The following is a 17,553-nucleotide window of genomic DNA, read 5'->3' as shown; positions in this document are numbered from 1 at the left end:
GCTTATATGTAATTTTAAATTTGATTATTATGGCGTTAAGGCTGACTTTTTATCCTAAATCAACGTTTAATAATCAGACTTTATAAGAGAAAATAAAAGTCAAATTTTATTCTCTGCAAAATTAATCACAGGGGTAATTTAAAGATTCTATTATCTTTTTGTTGGAAATATGACCCATTAATATTGGTTCACTTTATTATATATTTGCACCACTACCCAGTGAATAAATAAAGGGTAAGCAGTAACTTTATACCCTTAAATATTTAAGACTTACTAACTATTTAACTTGATTTGGACGATAGCCAGAGGTGTTTTGAGGTTGTTGTTGTGGTTCTGGTTGAGTAGGAATAATTTCCTTACGTCTGCTAGGACCTGAAAATTTTACTTTATATGTATCGTATTCTTTGATGGATTCAAAGCAATATCGGCCTAAGGCATTCTCAAATTCAGCAAGGTTGTGATTAGTGATCATAATACAATTTTTATTATTGGCTAGCCTTTGTCTCAGTACATTGCCTAACCAACTTTGTGCATTTTTCTTCAAAACACTTTCATTCACACATACTTCATCAAGTATCAGCAAGTCTACATCAAGTAATTCTCTGTTTATTTCACGAAATCTCTGGCCTACATTATCTTGAGCATTGTAATCATAAGAAAAGAAACGCATCTCTAATATAGTAGATAGCTGCCTATATAATACTGAAATTTCAAATTTTTCAATCAGTTCATGAGCTATTGCACCAGCAGTATGTGACTTTCCCCGACCATAATCACCGTAAAAAATCATCATATGTGCACCACTTTTTCGCCAATTCACATCCTCATGAGCGGCGATAAAAGATTTTGCAATACTGACTGCTTCGATTACATCATTGCTGTCTTCAATTAGGTTGGTGAATGTCCACTTTGGATTCAGTTCAGAACGGCCTTGAATATCTTGAATACGTTGTTTTTTTCCTTCACGCTGAAGTTGTTTCACATCACGGTTTGCTAAGGCTTCATATTCCGATCTTAAGTCAGCATATTTAGTATATTTTTCAGGAACATATTGACGTCCTAGCGCTTTACCTAATCTTTGAATTTTATCTTTAATACTGTCCACGAGTTTTATTATCCCGATTGATAAACATGAAATGATTCTGTGCCCTAACTTTGATAGAGCGGCTAACTAAGTGTTAGTTTTACTATATTTAGCTACTAATTTTTTAGCGTTATCATCAGCTAGTATACCCGCTTTAGTTTGCACTTTTTGCTGACCTACCTTTTGAACATTCTTAAATCCATGGGCTAAGCGAATTTTTTTTAGGTTAAATACAAATTTTTGTGTCCACTGATATTCACTAAATTGTGATTCTGGCCTACCTAACCAATATGCTATAAAGTCGCCTAATTCATTAGTTGTGTATTCATAATCAATAATTCCTACAAGTTTGGCAAGGTCACTGATTAATTTTTCATTAGGTAACCAGCCAACATGCATAGTATGCCAATTTAAATGTAACTTAGAATATTCATCTACTTTCATTGTAGTCAATGATAGAACAAGGATTTTAGAATTAAAGCTATGACTTAATTCTACATCGCCTTGAAAACATACCAAGCCCACACCCAACAGTTCTTTTACCAAACTGTTAACCTGCCGGCCCAAAGTAAATTTTTCTTCTTTGGTATTCAATAAGGATAGCAATGATTTATAGTTTAATGGTGAAGTCACCCCTGTTGATTCATCGGCAGTTGGCTTTATACCAAGGATATACAAAATCCGAGCATCATTACTCAAAGACTGGCGAAGGGCTGTTTGTTCTGCTTTATTTAATTGCATAGTGACTTTTTCAATGATTATGCAAGATGTTCATTGTTTTTAGCCAACTTTCAAGCCACTCAACTGCAATATCTTCAGGGATAGGATGATTAAGTACATCGATGTGAAGGGCAGAGGACAGCAGTTTAGCGCCAGAACTGAGCATAATACTTTCTATTTGTACTGAACCATGGCAATAGGTGTCATAACTACTATCACCTAAACCGACGATTAGAAAAGAATGACCTTTTAAATCTAGGTTTTCTAATTGTTTAGCAAAGGGTTGGATATTGTCTGGTAAGTCACCGGCACCATGTGTAGAAGTACAAATTATCCAAATAGCACGCCGATCTAGGTCTTTTAACTTTGGGGTTAAATGTATGTCTGCGCTATGTGCATGACTTAATAACATTTCTTGTAATGCATCGGCAACATATTCACTTGCGCCCAATACGCTACCTACTATGATTTCAAACTTAGCCATTTATTTACTGTGTGATTGATTGATTTTGACATTGTACATTGTGATTAAGAGATCGCCATGCCTAATTCAGTGTCTGTGTGTTAGCTAGTTTCACTATTTTATTTTTGACGCATAATCAATATTTTCAGCCATCTTGATTTTAATAAACATTTTATCAATTTAATTCCATGACCATGGCTTATATCTATTAATTATATTCTCTTTGTAATTTAACTTTCATCACTTTCAAATGCTCTTTATGTGTCTGAGGCCTGCTTATAAAGTCATTATTAATGTTATATCTTAAATATTAGCGTGTTTACTGAGTGAATGGTACTTACCAAAATATATATTTGTGGGGTGTTGTTTGCACTTTTTCTGCAATTTAATAAACCTATATCGGCAGAAAAACATTAATGTTGGTAAAATTAATCTGAATGTCTTTTTACAATATTAATATTAAACATCGATATAAGGGTACTTAACAGTAGTCTGAAAGTGACTATCTTTAAATTTATTTACCTATACAAAATGAAGAAAATATTTTAGTGAGTAAGTCATCAGAGCTAAATTCTCCGGTTATTTCATTGAGGTGTTGTTGTGTCAAGCGCAGCTCCTCTGCAAGTAGCTCACCAGCAAGGTTTTCTTCTAATTGATATTTACCTAGATATAGATGTTCTGCTGCTTTTTCTATGGCATCTAAGTGACGCCTGCGTGCAATAAATTGGCCTTCCGAGCTGACATTAAAACCCATACATTCTTTTAGGTGACTTGTTAAAGAAGATAGTCCTTGTCCATTATTAGCAGATAAAGAAATAACCGGATAATCACCGCTATTATCAAAACCAATAGATTCATTTGTTAGATCTACTTTATTACGAATAACTGTCAATCCAACATTTTTAGATAGTTGCTGATAAAACTCTGGCCATATTTTTTCAGGATGAGTTTCTGCAGATTCAGTACTATCCAACATGAACAACACTCGATCTGCTTGATGTATTTCTTGCCAGGCTCGTTCAATACCTATTTTTTCTACTTTATCTGGACTATCTCGTAACCCTGCAGTGTCGATTATGTGTAATGGCATTCCATCAATATGTATATGTTCTTTAAGCACGTCACGAGTCGTCCCAGCAATATCTGTAACTATAGCTGCATCTCTTCCCGCTAATGCATTGAGTAAACTAGACTTACCCGCATTAGGTTTACCTGCAATAACTACTCGCATTCCTTCTTTAAGTAACGCACCTTGTTTGGTTTGTTGACGCAGCGTTTCAAAAGATTTAATTATATTTTTTAAATCTTTTTGTATTTTACCATCGCTTAAAAAGTCAATTTCCTCATCAGGAAAATCAATGGCAGCTTCAACGTACATCCGAAGGTAAATTACTTGTTCCACTAAAGTATGAATATGTTGTGAGAAGGCACCCTGTAAAGAGCGTAATGCTCCTTTAGCAGCTTGTTCAGAGCTTGCATCAATCAAATCTGCTATGGCTTCGGCTTGTGCTAAATCCAATTTATCGTTTAAGAATGCTCGTTCGCTAAATTCACCCGGCATCGCAATACGTAACGTTGGTATTTTCAAAATAGCATTAAGCAACATGTCCAATACAACTTGTCCTCCATGTCCTTGAAGTTCGAGCACATCCTCACCAGTAAATGAGTTTGGTGCTTTAAAAAATATCGCTATTCCTTGGTCAATAATATTATTTTCTGTGTCAGAAAACGGTAGGTATTCTGCTTTACGTGTTTCAGGTAGTTTACCTAATATTACTTGCGCTGTGGCACTTGCCAAACTTCCAGAAATTCGGATTATGCCAACACCACCTCGACCTGGTGCAGTCGCCTGGGCAACAATAGTATCTTGTTGTGTTAATAACCCTGTAGCAGTCATGTTTAATTAATCTCTAAAGTTTGTAAATTGTAATGGTTGTTCTAAATCTGCATCTTTAGCTAGTGCCATAACTTGCTGTAAATCATCACGTTTTTTACCCGTAACTCGTACTTGATCGCCTTGTATTTGCGCTTGTACTTTTAGTTTTGCATCCTTGATAAGTTTAATTATTTTTTTAGCTACAGGTTGTTCTATGCCTTGTTTGAAGGCGATAGCTTGTTTGTAAATTTTACCTATATGTTGTACATCTTTCTCTTCAAATGCGGCAGTGTCCACACTACGTTTTACGCAAGTTCCACGCAGGATATCAAGCATTTGTTTAAGTTGAAAATCGTTATCAGCCGTCATAGTGACTATTCCTTCTTTCAACTCAAAATTAGCCTCTACACCTCTAAAATCAAAACGTGTGCTTATTTCTCTATTCGCATTATCGACAGCATTCAGTAGTTCGGCTAAATCAATTTCTGAAACAATATCTAATGATGGCATCTGTGTTTCCAAGTTTTGTTAGTGAGTAATAGTTATTGTACGCACAAAAAAGCCCGTTCTATAGGTTAATTAACCTATAGAACGGGCTTTTGGTTTTCTACACTTATTTTGTCTTTAAACCACGTTTTTCCATTGAAGCGTAAATTATTTTAGCTTGGACCAAAGTTATAACGTTACTTATCAACCAATAAAGTACTAAGCCTGCTGGAAATATAAAGAAGAATAGACTCATAGCAACGGGCATAAATTGCATGATTTTTTGTTGCATGGGGTCTGTCATTGTCATGGGCTGCAATTTTTGTAACAAGTACATGCTGATACCGGTTAACACTGGTAATACGAAGAAAGGGTCTTTTGCACTTAGATCAGTTATCCAGAATATAAAATCCGCATGTCTAAGTTCAACGCTTTCAAGCAATACCCAATATAAGGCTAAGAATATGGGCATTTGTAGAAGTAGTGGGAAGCAGCCACCCATAGGATTAACCTTATCCTTTTTATACATTTCCATCATGGCCTGTTGCATTTTTTGTTTATCATCGCCAAAACGTTCTTTGAGTGCATCCATCTTAGGCTTTAGTGCACGCATCTTGGCCATAGACTCGTATTGTTTTTTGGTTAGGGGATACATAGCCCCTTTAACGACTATGGTGATGAGTATGATTGCAAAGCCCCAATTACCTACTAGGGTATGAATAAATTGTAGAAAAGTGAAAAGTGGTTGTGAAATCATCCATAAAAAACCGTAATCAACAGTTAGGTCAAGACCATTTGCTATGCCTGCTAATGTATCCTGATCTTTGGGTCCAAGGTATAAAATACTATTAATCTGTGCTGTTTTACCCGCTTCGATTGTCACAGACTGGCCTGTATAACCAATTACACCATTTGTTTGCTGTAACACCCTGCTGAATAAATTGTTTTTCTGGTCTTGCGGTGGGACCCACGCTGATACAAAGTAATGTTCAATCATTGCTGCCCATCCTGCAGCTGTTGTTTTTTTCAGATTGCTATCAACCATATCGTCGAAGGGATACTTTTGATAACGATCATCTTCCGTTGAATATGCACCACCACGATAAATAGGCATAAACATACTGCCTTCTTGTTCAAGCATGCTTTGTTTGAGTTGAGCAAACTGTTGAACTTGTTTAGGATCACTGGTGTTATTTTTGATGTCATAGGTGACATCAATTTTATGGCTGCCACGGTTAAATATGAAGCTTTTAGTAACTTCTAATCCTCCTGGAGTCACTAATGTAAGTGGAACTGTCAGAGACGCGCCTTCAAGCACGTAACTATCTTTTACAACTGTATAAGTGGGACGACCTTTACTGTCTGTCCCATCTCGTCCAATTAAGCCGCTTTGCGCAATAAATAATTTGTCACCGCTAGGTTTAAGTAGACTATATAATTCATCAGAATCCTCTTCTAATGGAAACTTAGCTAGATTTGCAGAAACAACATCACCGCCTTTTGTGTCAATGCTAAGAATGAGCGTATCAGTAACAACTGATATTATTTTCCCACCACGAGTTGTGCTATTTATTAGCCTCTGGTTATCTGAACTTGCAGCTGGCACATCTTCGGAGCTAGGCATGTCGAGTTCAGTACTCAATTGCGCAGACGTCGTTATCGGTGCGACTGGTTGTGGGCCATAATCTAACTGCCATTGTTGCCATAGTAAAAAGCCGACCATTGCGAGGCCAATTAATAAAAAACTGCGTTGGGATTCCATAAAATACTCTTATTAACTACTTAATTATGTGGGTGACTTACTCGAGTCAAAACATTAAACCACGGCGACGTTATTGCTTTACTTATGACTAACTCATCAATGATGGCATAAGTCTAAAAATCATTCTTTATTTTGTTTTTTTTCTGGTACTGGATCATACCCGCCATCATTAAGTGGATGACATCTCAATACGCGTTTTAAGCTTAGCCAACATCCTTTCACTAATCCGTATTGAGTAATCGCATCAATTGCATAATAAGAGCAACTTGGGTGAAACCTACATGTAGGTCCGAGCATCGGTGAAAGCACTACTTGATAGAGCTTAATTATCCCAATCGGGATTTTTCGCAACGCGACGCTAATTTTTTCCATAATTTACCCAGCAAAAAAAACAAATCTTGATTCGACAGTTTATCCAATCCACTTTTACCTACCACGACTATATCAATATTTGGAAATGAATGGCGTTGTAAACGAAAGCTCTCTCGAATTATGCGTTTTAGTCTATTTCTATCGTGGGCATACTTAACTCTTTTTTTAGGCAGCGTGATACCTAAACGAGGATTATTCGTAGTATTTATTCTGGCAAGTAGAGTAATTTGGGGTGAGACAGACGGTATTGCATCACTGAAGACATATTCAAAGTGGGTGGGAGTAAGTAGCCTTAGCTCCCGAGAAAAGTTATTTTCACCCACCTTGGATAATTAAGCTGATAAGCGCGCACGGCCTTTAGCACGACGATTGGCTATAACCTTGCGGCCATTTTTAGTCGCCATACGGGCACGAAAACCGTGTGAACGCTTACGCTTTAAGTTGCTTGGTTGAAAAGTTCTTTTCATGACCTAGTCCCGCTATACATAAGGTTTAAACAAAATGAGCATTTAATGTAATAACCTTTTGATGATATTACCATGCTCAAAAATGACGCTGAATAATAGAGATCACTTCGCTTATTGTCAATCAATAACTCTAACTTAAAGTTATACCTTGTTAACTTGGCAGTTGACAGTAATATTGGTAACTGTCGGAAATTTCTGTTTTATCCACAGGGCTATCACTTTAGTTACCCAATATTTATAATTATTAATATTTATAATTAAATGTTCTTGTTAATTATGTTTTAAGTTACCAGTTATTAATACTTGCTTAATTTCAATTTACTTCTATTAAAACAAATGGATAAATGAAAAGTTAAAGTTATTTCTAATTAATTTTAAATGTATGTTGCGTTAGTGTAGTGATTAACGAGATAATCCACAGCTAGTTTCAGAAGTTCTTTTAACCGCCTAATATTAATACAGCTATTACTTCTCGTTTTTGTTTTGTAATTTTGTTTTATCTCTTTTTGGCCGTTATTCATAAGGGTGGAGTTGTTTTTTTCGATGTCTATATGGAATCAGTGTCTCGATAGGTTACAGCAGGATTTACCTATACAACAGTTTAGTATGTGGATAAGACCACTCCAAGCCGAACATGGCGATGCTCATATTACTCTCTTTGCACCTAATCGATTTGTTTTGGATTGGGTTAGAGATAAATATTTTTCACAAATTAATAATTTGCTTGCTGAATTTTGTGGGGATAAAGCGCCTCAGTTACGTTTCGAGGTAAAGGTTGTTAATGTAGATGCTGGTAGAGCATTTAATTCAAATAGCCATCAGTCATCAACACCTTTTCAAAATAGGCAGCATCAAATTAATCGCCTACCATCAACAGCTTTTGTTGCCTCACATTCCGCTCCTATTGCACCACAGCATAAAAGCAATATTAATTTAACGTACAAATTTGATAACTTTGTTGAAGGTAAGTCAAATCAGTTAGCAAGAGCTGCTTCTCAGCAAGTTGCTGATAATCCAGGTGGCGCTTATAATCCACTATTTATTTACGGTGGTACCGGTCTTGGCAAAACCCATTTATTGCATGCCGTTGGTAATGGCATTATGGATAAAAAGAAAAACGCCACTGTTGTATATATGCATTCTGAGCGTTTTGTTCAAGACATGGTTAAAGCGTTGCAGAATAACGCTATAGAAGAATTCAAACGTTATTATCGTTCGGTTGATGCTTTATTAATCGATGATATTCAGTTTTTTGCCAACAAGGAGCGCTCACAAGAAGAGTTTTTCCATACGTTCAATGCTCTGTTGGAAGGAAATCAACAAATAATACTTACATCTGACCGTTACCCAAAAGAGATTGTAGGTGTGGAGGACCGCTTGAAATCTCGATTTGGTTGGGGGCTTACTATTGCTATTGAACCTCCCGAGTTAGAAACGCGCGTTGCAATATTGATGCGAAAGGCTGTGGAGAATAAAATATTTTTGCCTGATGAAGTTGCTTTTTTTATTGCTAAGCGGTTACGTTCAAATGTACGTGAGCTTGAAGGTGCGTTAAACCGAGTTATTGCTAATGCTAATTTTACCGGTAGACCCATTACGATAGACTTTGTTCGCGAAGCGCTTCGAGATTTATTAGCGCTTCAGGAGAAGCTAGTTACTATCGATAACATTCAAAAAACGGTTGCAGAATATTATAAAATTAAAATGGCAGATATTTTGTCCAAGCGTCGTAGTCGCAGTGTTGCGAGGCCTAGGCAGATGGCTATGGCTTTGTCCAAAGAGTTAACTAATCATAGTTTACCAGAAATTGGAGATGCATTTGGTGGTAGAGACCACACTACTGTATTACATGCCTGTCGAAAAATAGTGCAGCTAAGGGAAGAAAGTCATGATATAAAAGAAGACTATCAGAACTTAATTCGCACATTATCTTCTTAAAAATTCACGAGTAAAAAGATGAAATTTAGCATTAGCAGGGAAAACTTCTTACAACCACTTCAGTTGGTCTCTGGCGCTGTTGAGCGTCGTCACACATTACCTATATTGTCAAACGTTCTGATTAAGGTTAGTGATAACTCACTTTGGTTGACCGGCACGGATTTAGAGGTTGAGTTGATTTCCAATGTCACTCTTACTGGTGAATTTGTCGAAGGAGAAATCACGGTTCCTGCTAAGAAGTTATTAGACATCTGCAGAGGATTAAACGAAGGCAGTAATATAGATTTCAGCGTAGAGTCTAATAAGGCATTGCTTAAATCTGGTCGTAGTAAATATAGTTTATCAACATTGTCTGCCGATGATTATCCAAATTTAGAAGATTGGCAGGGTGAACTTGAGTTTGAAATTCCTCAATCAGATTTAAAACGTCTAATTGACAGTACACATTTCTGTATGGCACAACAAGATGTTCGTTACTACTTAAACGGCATGTCACTAGAGACCGAAGATAACCTTATTCGTACTGTTGCTACAGACGGTCATAGGTTAGCGCTGTGTCGCTTAAATTATACTAACTCTACATTGCCAAATCGTCAGGTTATTATACCTCGGAAGGGGGTGTTAGAGATAATTCGCCTAATTGAAGATAGTGATAAATTAGTGAAAGTACAGGTTGGTTCCAATCATATCAGAATTTATTCAACAGACTTTATTTTTACTAGTAAATTAGTGGATGGTCGTTTTCCTGACTATAGGAGGGTGTTACCAAAAGATGGCGATAAAAAGATAGAGTCAGGTAAGGACGGACTAAAACATGCTTTCTCTAGGGCCTCAATCTTATCAAATGAAAAATTTAGAGGCGTACGATTAAACTTATCCAGTGGTGAGTTAAAAATCACGGCTAATAACCCAGAACAAGAAGAGGCTGAAGAAATTGTAGACGTAAATTATCAGGGCGATAGTTTAGAAATTGGTTTTAATGTTGCTTACTTAATTGATGTTATGAATGGTTTGAATTGTGAAGAAGTGCGTATCACTCTTGCTGACTCAAATAGCAGTGCTTTGATAGAAGACTCTAAAGATGATTCCGCTTTGTATGTCATAATGCCCATGAGATTATAATTAGCCCTTACAAGAAGCTTACACCTTTATGAAACTGGACAAGGTCCAGATCAGCCATTTCAGAAATATTGATGAATTGTCCCTTACTGCACATAAAAGTTTGAATGTGTTTCTTGGAGAGAATGGTAGTGGTAAATCATCAATATTAGAAGCTCTACATTATTTAGGTTTTGCACGTTCTTTTCGTACTTCAAAACATAAAAATGTTATCAGTCACCAAAAATCAGGTTTTACTGTGTTCTGCTCCGCTGTTGTAGAAGATGGCATGCAACAAAAATTTGGTATAAGTCGACTAGCAAACGATAGCTGTGTTGTGAATATTAATGGTCAAAAGTCAAAACGTGCTTCAGATTTAGCGAGCCATTTGCCTATTCAGATTTTCACCCCCCAGAGTTCTGATCTATTACTCGGTGCACCGAAACTGCGAAGACAATATTTAGATTGGTTATTGTTTCACGTGGAACAATCTTTTAACCTTGATTTTCAGGTTTTTAGTAAGAGTTTAAAGCATTTAAATGCCCTGTATAAAACGAACCAACCTGAACAGGCTTTACGTTACTGGACTGACATCCTATGTCAAAAAGGGGAAGTAATCAGTGCAAACAGGTCAAGTTTAATAAAAGAACACCTGATACGACTCATAAATGCTAATTTAAAGGATTTTTTACCTGAGTTTTCTTTCGAAATTTCGTATTATAGGGGATGGGAAAAAGAGCTTAGTTTAGAAGATGCTATTTTAAAAAATAGACAACGGGACCAGAGAAACGGTTTCCTTAGTGTTGGACCTCATAAAGCAGATTTACGTATTAAAATACATGGCACCATTGCCCATGAGATATTATCTAGAGGTCAATTGAGGATGTTAGTTGCTGGTATGCAATTAGCCCAAACCCAATATCTTCATACAAAAACGTATAAAAGCTCAATTTTTTTGTTAGATGATGTGGGCGCAGAATTAGATGAAGAAAAAAGACAGGTGTTCATCTCGAAATTGAACACTGCTGAGACCCAGTTGTTTGTGACAGCGATAGATATCAAGCAATTAGACTTTTTAAAGAACTATAACGATAAAAAAGTGTTTCACGTGGAACATGGCCATGTGAGAGAGGAGATTTAATTAAATGGCAGAAGAAAATGTTTATGATTCGTCGAGTATTAAAGTACTAAAAGGACTTGATGCCGTTAGAAAAAGACCTGGTATGTACATCGGTGATACAGATGACGGCACTGGCTTACATCATATGGTTTTTGAGGTAGTGGACAACTCTATCGATGAAGCACTTGCAGGTCACTGTTCAAGTATCAATGTAAAAATACATATTGATGGATCAGTGTCAGTTAAAGATGATGGTCGTGGAATTCCTACAGAAATCCACGAAGAGGAGGGTGTTTCAGCAGCTGAAGTTATCATGACTGTATTACACGCAGGTGGTAAATTTGACGATAACTCCTATAAAGTTTCTGGTGGATTGCACGGAGTTGGTGTATCAGTTGTTAATGCGCTGTCTAAAAAGCTTATGCTGCAGGTTCGTCGTGGAGGTAAGCTTTACGAGCAAGAATACCAGCATGGTGTGCCACAACAACCTTTAGCAGTTATCGGTGATTCAGAAGCAACAGGTACAAGTTTACGGTTTTGGCCAAGTGAGGGTACTTTTACCGGTGTTGTGTTTCACTACGACATACTGGCTAAAAAGTTACGTGAATTATCTTTTCTAAATTCAGGAGTGTGTATCATTCTTGAGGATGAGCGTGACGGCAAAACTGATAAATTTGAATATGAAGGTGGTATAACAGCCTTTATCGAATACCTAAACCAAAATAAGACACCCGTACATCAGAAAATATTCTATTTTGATTCACACCGTGATGATGGAATTTCAGTTGAAGTAGCCATGCAATGGAATGATAGTTATCAAGAAAATGTATTTTGTTTTACCAATAATATCCCACAAAAAGATGGTGGTAGTCATTTAGCTGGTTTTAGAGGCGCTTTGACTAGGACCCTCAATAACTATATGGATAAAGAGGGACTTTCAAAAAAAGCCAAAACCAGCACCAGTGGTGATGATGCGAGAGAAGGTTTAACTGCAATCATTTCAGTAAAAGTACCAGATCCAAAATTCTCTTCACAAACGAAAGACAAGTTAGTTTCTTCAGAAGTAAGACCTGCTGTAGAAACGGTCATGGGTGAAAGGCTTCAAGAGTTTCTTTTAGAAAACCCTTCTGAAAGTAAAATTATTGTCGGTAAGATCATTGATGCTGCAAGAGCAAGAGATGCGGCAAGGAAGGCCCGTGAAATGACACGTAGAAAAGGTGCTTTAGACTTGGCTGGCCTTCCAGGAAAACTAGCTGATTGCCAAGAGAAAGATCCTGCACTTTCAGAACTGTACATAGTGGAAGGGGACTCTGCCGGTGGTTCAGCAAAACAAGGGCGAAACCGTAAGAACCAAGCAATATTGCCACTGAAAGGCAAAATATTGAACGTTGAAAAAGCACGTTTTGACAAAATGCTATCCTCTCAAGAGGTTGCAACACTCATCACTGCGTTAGGTTGTGGCATTGGTCGAGACGAATATAACCCCGAGAAATTGCGTTATCATCGTATCATTATTATGACAGATGCTGATGTGGATGGATCACACATTCGTACGTTGTTGTTAACTTTCTTTTATCGTCAAATGCCAGAAATTATTGAGCGTGGCTATATTTATATAGCCCAACCACCTCTTTATAAAATCAAAAAAGGTAAACAAGAGCAATATCTAAAAGACGATGATTCTTTAACTAAGTATCTTACATCTATAGCTCTTGATAATGCTTCAATACACGTGAACGAAGATGCGCCAGCTATTGCAGGTATTGCTTTAGAAACAATGGTCAATCAGTATCAAGAAACAGTAACTATGATTGCTCGTATTAACCGTTTGATGCCAGAGGTAGTACTCAATAAGTTAATTTATAGTTTTACACTTGATCCTGAGGATGTAAATGATGCTCAAAAGCTGACTGATTTTGCAGAAGAGTTTACAAAGGAGTTGACTATTGATGAGGTAGACGGGGCAACATATACATTTGAAATACGCCATAATTCAGAAAGAAATAATTGGTTTGTTGTTATTATTATACGATTACACGGTATAGACAATGAACATCGAATCGACCAAGAGTTTATCAACTCCAACGAGTACAAACGTCTCAAAGCTCTTAACCTAGCGATAAACGGAATAATAGAATCTGGTGGATATGTAAAGCGTAACGATAAAATTAAACCGGTTTCAACATTTGTTGATGCGTTAGACTGGCTAATGGCTGAATCTAAACGAGGTCAATATATCCAACGTTATAAAGGGTTAGGAGAGATGAACCCGGGACAATTATGGGAAACGACTATGGATCCAGCATCGCGCAGAATGCTTCAAGTAACTATTGAGGATGCTGTTGGAGCTGATCAACTTTTTACTACCTTAATGGGTGACCAGGTAGAACCTAGAAGGGCATTCATTGAAGAGAACGCGCTTAAGGTTGCAAACTTAGACGTTTAGTAAAGCTTAGACATAAAAAAAGCCGCTCTATATAGCGGCTTTTTTGTTAAATATAATCAATCAATAATGTGTTGAATTGACACTTTAGGTGCACCAAATCCGCTAAAGTCGATTAAGAATTGAAATGTCCCAGTTTCTGTTGGTGTAAACCGAAAATTATCATCTGTAGCCTCACAATTAGAATTTACAGAATCACCAATAACAATTATTTTATCTGATTCGCTGGCATATCCACAGTTCAATCCTGGCGACCAGTTTGAATCAGCAAATTTAAAATCATAGGGCTGGCCATCAGCAATTAACTCTATAGTAGTTGAATATGCGTTGTCAGACAGTTCAATTAATTTATATTTTTCATCAGCTTCCCACCAAGAAAAAACGCCTCTGAGGTAGAGTCCATCGTAGCTTGTTTCCTTAATAAAACTATCAATAACATTTGTTGCACAACCACTGAGTGAGCTAGCCAAAATAGCAACGGAAAAATATACTAATCTATTCATATCTATCTAATGTCCAAAAATATATCAGGTGTTGTGATGTTTTGAAATTTAATTTAAAACTGATATATCTGCGCAGCATAAAAATAAACCTCTTAACCTTGATAATAAAGTTAATCTATTACGCTTAACTGATTCATCATCCGCCATAACCATCACATTCTCAAAAAATGCATCTATTGGTTGTCTCAACTCGGCTAAGACTGCCAATGCATTTGTGTAGTCTGACTGTTCAAGCATCGGTTGGATACGTGCTTCTACTAATTCTAATATCTTCGCTAAATCAATTTCAGCTGGTTCTTGCAACAATGCTTTATTAAAAGACAATTTTTCATCAGATAAGTTCTTAGCAAGAATGTTTGCTACACGCTTGTTTGCTGCAGCAAGGGCCTCTGATGATTCTAAAGTGCTAAACGATTTAACCGCTTCGACTCTTGCAGCAAAATCTGCTGGTCGGGTAGGGCGGTTAACTGCAACGGCTCGAATAACACCAGCAGCAATACCTTGTTCTGCATACCAAGCTTTAAATCTAGCTAAAATAAAATCAACTACATTAGTTTGTAAATCAGTAGTATTTATTTTATCGCCAAATGTGACAATTGAAGCATCAACTAACTCAATCAGATCCAGAGGTAAGGTCCTATCAACTATTATACGTAACACACCAATTGACGCCCGACGTAATGCGAAAGGATCTTTATCGCCTTTAGGTATTTGACCAATACCGAAAATACCGACCAAAGTATCTATTTTGTCTGCTATTGCAACACATACACTGACATCAGACGTAGGCAAGTTATCACCAGCAAAACGGGGCATGTACTGCTCGTTTTGTGCTAATGCAACGAGTTCAGCTTCACCGTCAAGCCTAGCGTAGTGCATACCCATCACGCCTTGGATATCAGGAAATTCCATGACCATGTTGGTCATCAAGTCAGTCTTACTCAATAAGCCTGCTCTATATGCTGCTTCCTGATCTGTGCCTAACATTATGGCAATACTTTTTGCCATAGAAGCTATTCGTTCTGACTTTTCATAAAGCGTGCCTAATTGTTTTTGAAACAATATGTTTTTTAAACTATCAAGGCGAGATGCTAAAGATTGTTTTTTGTCTGTATTAAAGAAAAATTCAGCATCAGCTAATCTAGGACGTATAACTTTTTCGTTACCGCTGATAATAATGTCAGGCTCTTTACTTTCTATGTTGGTAATAAAAATAAATCTAGACTTTAATTGACCATTTTTGTCCAATAAAGGAAAGTATTTTTGATCATCCTTCATTGTGTATATGAGAGCTTCTTTGGGTACAGCTAAAAAAGACTCTTCAAAGTTAGCCATTAAAGCAACTGGCCATTCCACCAATGATGTTACTTCTTCTAATAAATCATCATCAATATCTGATACAGCATTTTCTTGCTTGGCTAAAGTTTGTACTTGCTCTAAGATTATCGATTTACGACGACGGTGGTCAGCAATCACATAATGTTGCTCAAGTTGACTAAGATAATTATCAGCACAGTCAAGTTCAAAAGGGGCGCTAGTATGAAATCTATGTCCCCTAATCGAACGAGCTGAGTCTACATCTAATACTTTACCTGAAATTAATTCCTTGCCGTACAACATAGTTATGGTGTGAACTGGCCGAATAAACTGAGTAGATTTCTCTCCCCAACGCATAGGCTTTGGAATAGGTAATGTTTTTAGCGCTTTTTCAACTAGTTCTGCTAAGAACTGACTTATAGCCTGTCCTTTAACCTGAGTTTTGAAAAGTAACCATTCCCCTTTATCTGTTTTTAAACGATCGGCCTGATTGACCTCAATCCCATTTGAACGTGCCCAACCTTGTGCAGCTTTGGTTGGTTCGCCATTTTGATCGAATGCAGATAATAATGCAGGCCCTCGTTTTTCAACATGTTTATCTGTTTGGAATTCAGACAATCCTTCGACTATAACTGCGAGTCGCCTTGGAGAGGCATACCAATTAATCTGGTTGAATGTTAGGTCATTATCAGTAAAATTCGACTGAATATTATCTTTAAACGCTACAGCTAGTTTTGATAAAGACTTTGGCGGTAATTCTTCTGTACCGATTTCAATTAATAAATTGTTAGTTCGCATGGCTACTTCTTCTTCTTACACATTGGAAAGCCCAGTGATTCCCGTGCATCAAAATAAATTTGTGCACAGGCCTTAGAAAGGGATCTTACTCTTAGAATATAACGCTGGCGTTCTGTAACGGAAATAGCATGCCTGGCGTCCAATAAGTTAAACGCATGCGAAGCCTTCATTACTTGTTCATAAGCGGGCAAAGGTAACTTTGCCGTAATTAGCTTTTCACAGTCTTCTTCGCATTGGTCAAATGTTAAAAATAGGGCATCAACATCAGCGTATTCAAAGTTATAAGCCGATTGTTCAACTTCGTTTTGATGAAATACATCACCATAAGTGACTGTGCCCATTGGCCCGTTAGCCCATACAAGATCGTATATACTGTCAACACCTTGAATATACATTGCTAATCGTTCGAGGCCATAAGTTATCTCGCCAGTAACAGGAGAACATTCAATCCCACCCACCTGTTGAAAGTACGTAAATTGTGTAACTTCCATACCATTCAACCAGACTTCCCAGCCAAGACCCCAAGCACCTAAAGTAGGGGATTCCCAGTTATCTTCAACAAATCTAATATCATGAACGAGTGGGTCAAAACCAAGCTCTCTCAGCGAACCCAAATACAAATCTTGGATGTTGTCAGGAGATGGTTTAAGCATGACTTGAAACTGATAATATTGCTGAAGGCGATTCGGGTTTTCTCCATATCGACCATCAGTAGGACGTCGGCAGGGCTGCACATAAGCACTACTAATTGGCTCTGGACCTATTGACCTTAAAAAAGTCATAGGATGAAATGTACCTGCCCCAACTTCCATATCTAAGGGTTGAATGATCACGCAACCTTGACGTGCCCAATAATCCTGAAGCGCTAGGATCAGCCCCTGGAATGTCTTACTATCAAACTTTTGCATACGTTATTGAATTTCCTCTGCCACACTAGAGATTGGCGTATAATTAAACTTTAAAAAAACAGAAATAAGTATACCTTTTGTCGTGGACTCTATGTAGGCATAAAGGTGATTAAAACAGCATTTTGATATAGAAGCAGAAATTTAATGATAAAAATAACTGCCTTGATGCATGTTTAAAAATGAATATTAATCATGAAT

At 37.1% G+C, this 17,553-nt stretch carries 16 protein-coding genes; 4 read left to right on the top strand and 12 right to left on the bottom strand.

The annotated features are described in order from the left end of the window. Nucleotides 1-277: 277 nt before the first annotated feature. The 9 genes from QZ562_RS12810 to rpmH all read right to left on the bottom strand — a co-directional run bounded on the left by QZ562_RS12810 (nucleotide 278) and on the right by rpmH (nucleotide 7,230). Complete coding sequence (locus tag QZ562_RS12810; protein ID WP_293760623.1) at nucleotides 278-1,105, bottom strand: ATP-binding protein; 828 nt, start codon at nucleotides 1,103-1,105, stop codon at nucleotides 278-280. 66 nt (nucleotides 1,106-1,171) lie between these two features. Next, nucleotides 1,172-1,825 (bottom strand): DnaT-like ssDNA-binding domain-containing protein, encoded by a 654-nt coding sequence (locus QZ562_RS12805; RefSeq protein WP_293760620.1) that lies wholly within the window; start codon nucleotides 1,823-1,825, stop codon nucleotides 1,172-1,174. 10 nt (nucleotides 1,826-1,835) lie between these two features. Beyond that, the gene (mioC, locus tag QZ562_RS12800) at nucleotides 1,836-2,288 is read right to left on the bottom strand and encodes an FMN-binding protein MioC (RefSeq protein ID WP_293760617.1); all 453 of its coding nucleotides are present in this window, start codon (nucleotides 2,286-2,288) and stop codon (nucleotides 1,836-1,838) included. Nucleotides 2,289-2,781: 493 nt separating this feature from the next. Then, entirely contained in the window at nucleotides 2,782-4,164 is a 1,383-nt protein-coding gene (gene mnmE / locus QZ562_RS12795) for a tRNA uridine-5-carboxymethylaminomethyl(34) synthesis GTPase MnmE (protein ID WP_293760614.1), read from the bottom strand. 6 nt (nucleotides 4,165-4,170) lie between these two features. Continuing rightward, nucleotides 4,171-4,653 carry a YajQ family cyclic di-GMP-binding protein gene (locus QZ562_RS12790; protein WP_293760611.1) on the bottom strand — a complete coding sequence of 161 codons (483 nt, stop codon included), beginning with the start codon at nucleotides 4,651-4,653 and terminating at the stop codon, nucleotides 4,171-4,173. Nucleotides 4,654-4,756: 103 nt separating this feature from the next. Beyond that, nucleotides 4,757-6,391: a membrane protein insertase YidC gene (gene yidC, locus QZ562_RS12785; protein WP_293760608.1), complete on the bottom strand. Its 1,635-nt coding sequence runs from the start codon at nucleotides 6,389-6,391 to the stop codon at nucleotides 4,757-4,759. A 120-nt stretch (nucleotides 6,392-6,511) separates the two neighbouring features. Beyond that, on the bottom strand, nucleotides 6,512-6,763 hold the full coding sequence (yidD, locus tag QZ562_RS12780; protein WP_293760605.1) for a membrane protein insertion efficiency factor YidD: 252 nt from the start codon (nucleotides 6,761-6,763) through the stop codon (nucleotides 6,512-6,514). Further along, nucleotides 6,718-7,086: a ribonuclease P protein component gene (gene rnpA, locus QZ562_RS12775; RefSeq protein WP_293760603.1), complete on the bottom strand. Its 369-nt coding sequence runs from the start codon at nucleotides 7,084-7,086 to the stop codon at nucleotides 6,718-6,720. Before rnpA ends, yidD begins: the two co-directional genes overlap by 46 nt. A gap of 9 nt (nucleotides 7,087-7,095) precedes the next feature. Continuing rightward, the gene (gene rpmH / locus QZ562_RS12770) at nucleotides 7,096-7,230 is read right to left on the bottom strand and encodes a 50S ribosomal protein L34 (RefSeq protein ID WP_007615483.1); all 135 of its coding nucleotides are present in this window, start codon (nucleotides 7,228-7,230) and stop codon (nucleotides 7,096-7,098) included. A 543-nt stretch (nucleotides 7,231-7,773) separates the two neighbouring features. On the opposite strand from rpmH, the gene dnaA reads away from it, so the two are divergent. The 4 genes from dnaA to gyrB are packed head-to-tail and all read left to right on the top strand — an operon-like array spanning nucleotide 7,774 to nucleotide 13,832. Next, nucleotides 7,774-9,168 (top strand): chromosomal replication initiator protein DnaA, encoded by a 1,395-nt coding sequence (dnaA, locus tag QZ562_RS12765; RefSeq protein WP_293760600.1) that lies wholly within the window; start codon nucleotides 7,774-7,776, stop codon nucleotides 9,166-9,168. An 18-nt stretch (nucleotides 9,169-9,186) separates the two neighbouring features. Next, nucleotides 9,187-10,290: a DNA polymerase III subunit beta gene (dnaN, locus tag QZ562_RS12760; RefSeq protein ID WP_293760597.1), complete on the top strand. Its 1,104-nt coding sequence runs from the start codon at nucleotides 9,187-9,189 to the stop codon at nucleotides 10,288-10,290. A gap of 28 nt (nucleotides 10,291-10,318) precedes the next feature. Continuing rightward, on the top strand, nucleotides 10,319-11,407 hold the full coding sequence (gene recF, locus QZ562_RS12755) for a DNA replication/repair protein RecF (protein ID WP_293760595.1): 1,089 nt from the start codon (nucleotides 10,319-10,321) through the stop codon (nucleotides 11,405-11,407). Between the two features lie 4 nt (nucleotides 11,408-11,411). After that, on the top strand, nucleotides 11,412-13,832 hold the full coding sequence (gene gyrB / locus QZ562_RS12750; RefSeq protein ID WP_293760592.1) for a DNA topoisomerase (ATP-hydrolyzing) subunit B: 2,421 nt from the start codon (nucleotides 11,412-11,414) through the stop codon (nucleotides 13,830-13,832). Nucleotides 13,833-13,888: 56 nt separating this feature from the next. Here the strand turns inward: gyrB and QZ562_RS12745 are convergent, their stop codons facing one another. The 3 genes from QZ562_RS12745 to glyQ are packed head-to-tail and all read right to left on the bottom strand — an operon-like array spanning nucleotide 13,889 to nucleotide 17,355. Next, nucleotides 13,889-14,332: a hypothetical protein gene (locus QZ562_RS12745; RefSeq protein ID WP_293760590.1), complete on the bottom strand. Its 444-nt coding sequence runs from the start codon at nucleotides 14,330-14,332 to the stop codon at nucleotides 13,889-13,891. 48 nt (nucleotides 14,333-14,380) lie between these two features. After that, nucleotides 14,381-16,447 (bottom strand): glycine--tRNA ligase subunit beta, encoded by a 2,067-nt coding sequence (glyS, locus tag QZ562_RS12740; RefSeq protein ID WP_293760587.1) that lies wholly within the window; start codon nucleotides 16,445-16,447, stop codon nucleotides 14,381-14,383. Nucleotides 16,448-16,449: 2 nt separating this feature from the next. Next, nucleotides 16,450-17,355 (bottom strand): glycine--tRNA ligase subunit alpha, encoded by a 906-nt coding sequence (glyQ, locus tag QZ562_RS12735; RefSeq protein ID WP_293760584.1) that lies wholly within the window; start codon nucleotides 17,353-17,355, stop codon nucleotides 16,450-16,452. Nucleotides 17,356-17,553 lie beyond the last annotated feature (198 nt).

The sequence above is a fragment of the uncultured Paraglaciecola sp. genome, from assembly GCF_913058035.1.
Lineage (GTDB): Bacteria > Pseudomonadota > Gammaproteobacteria > Enterobacterales > Alteromonadaceae > Paraglaciecola.
Note: the sequence above shows the minus strand (reverse complement) of the source record. Positions and strands in the feature narration are given on the sequence as shown.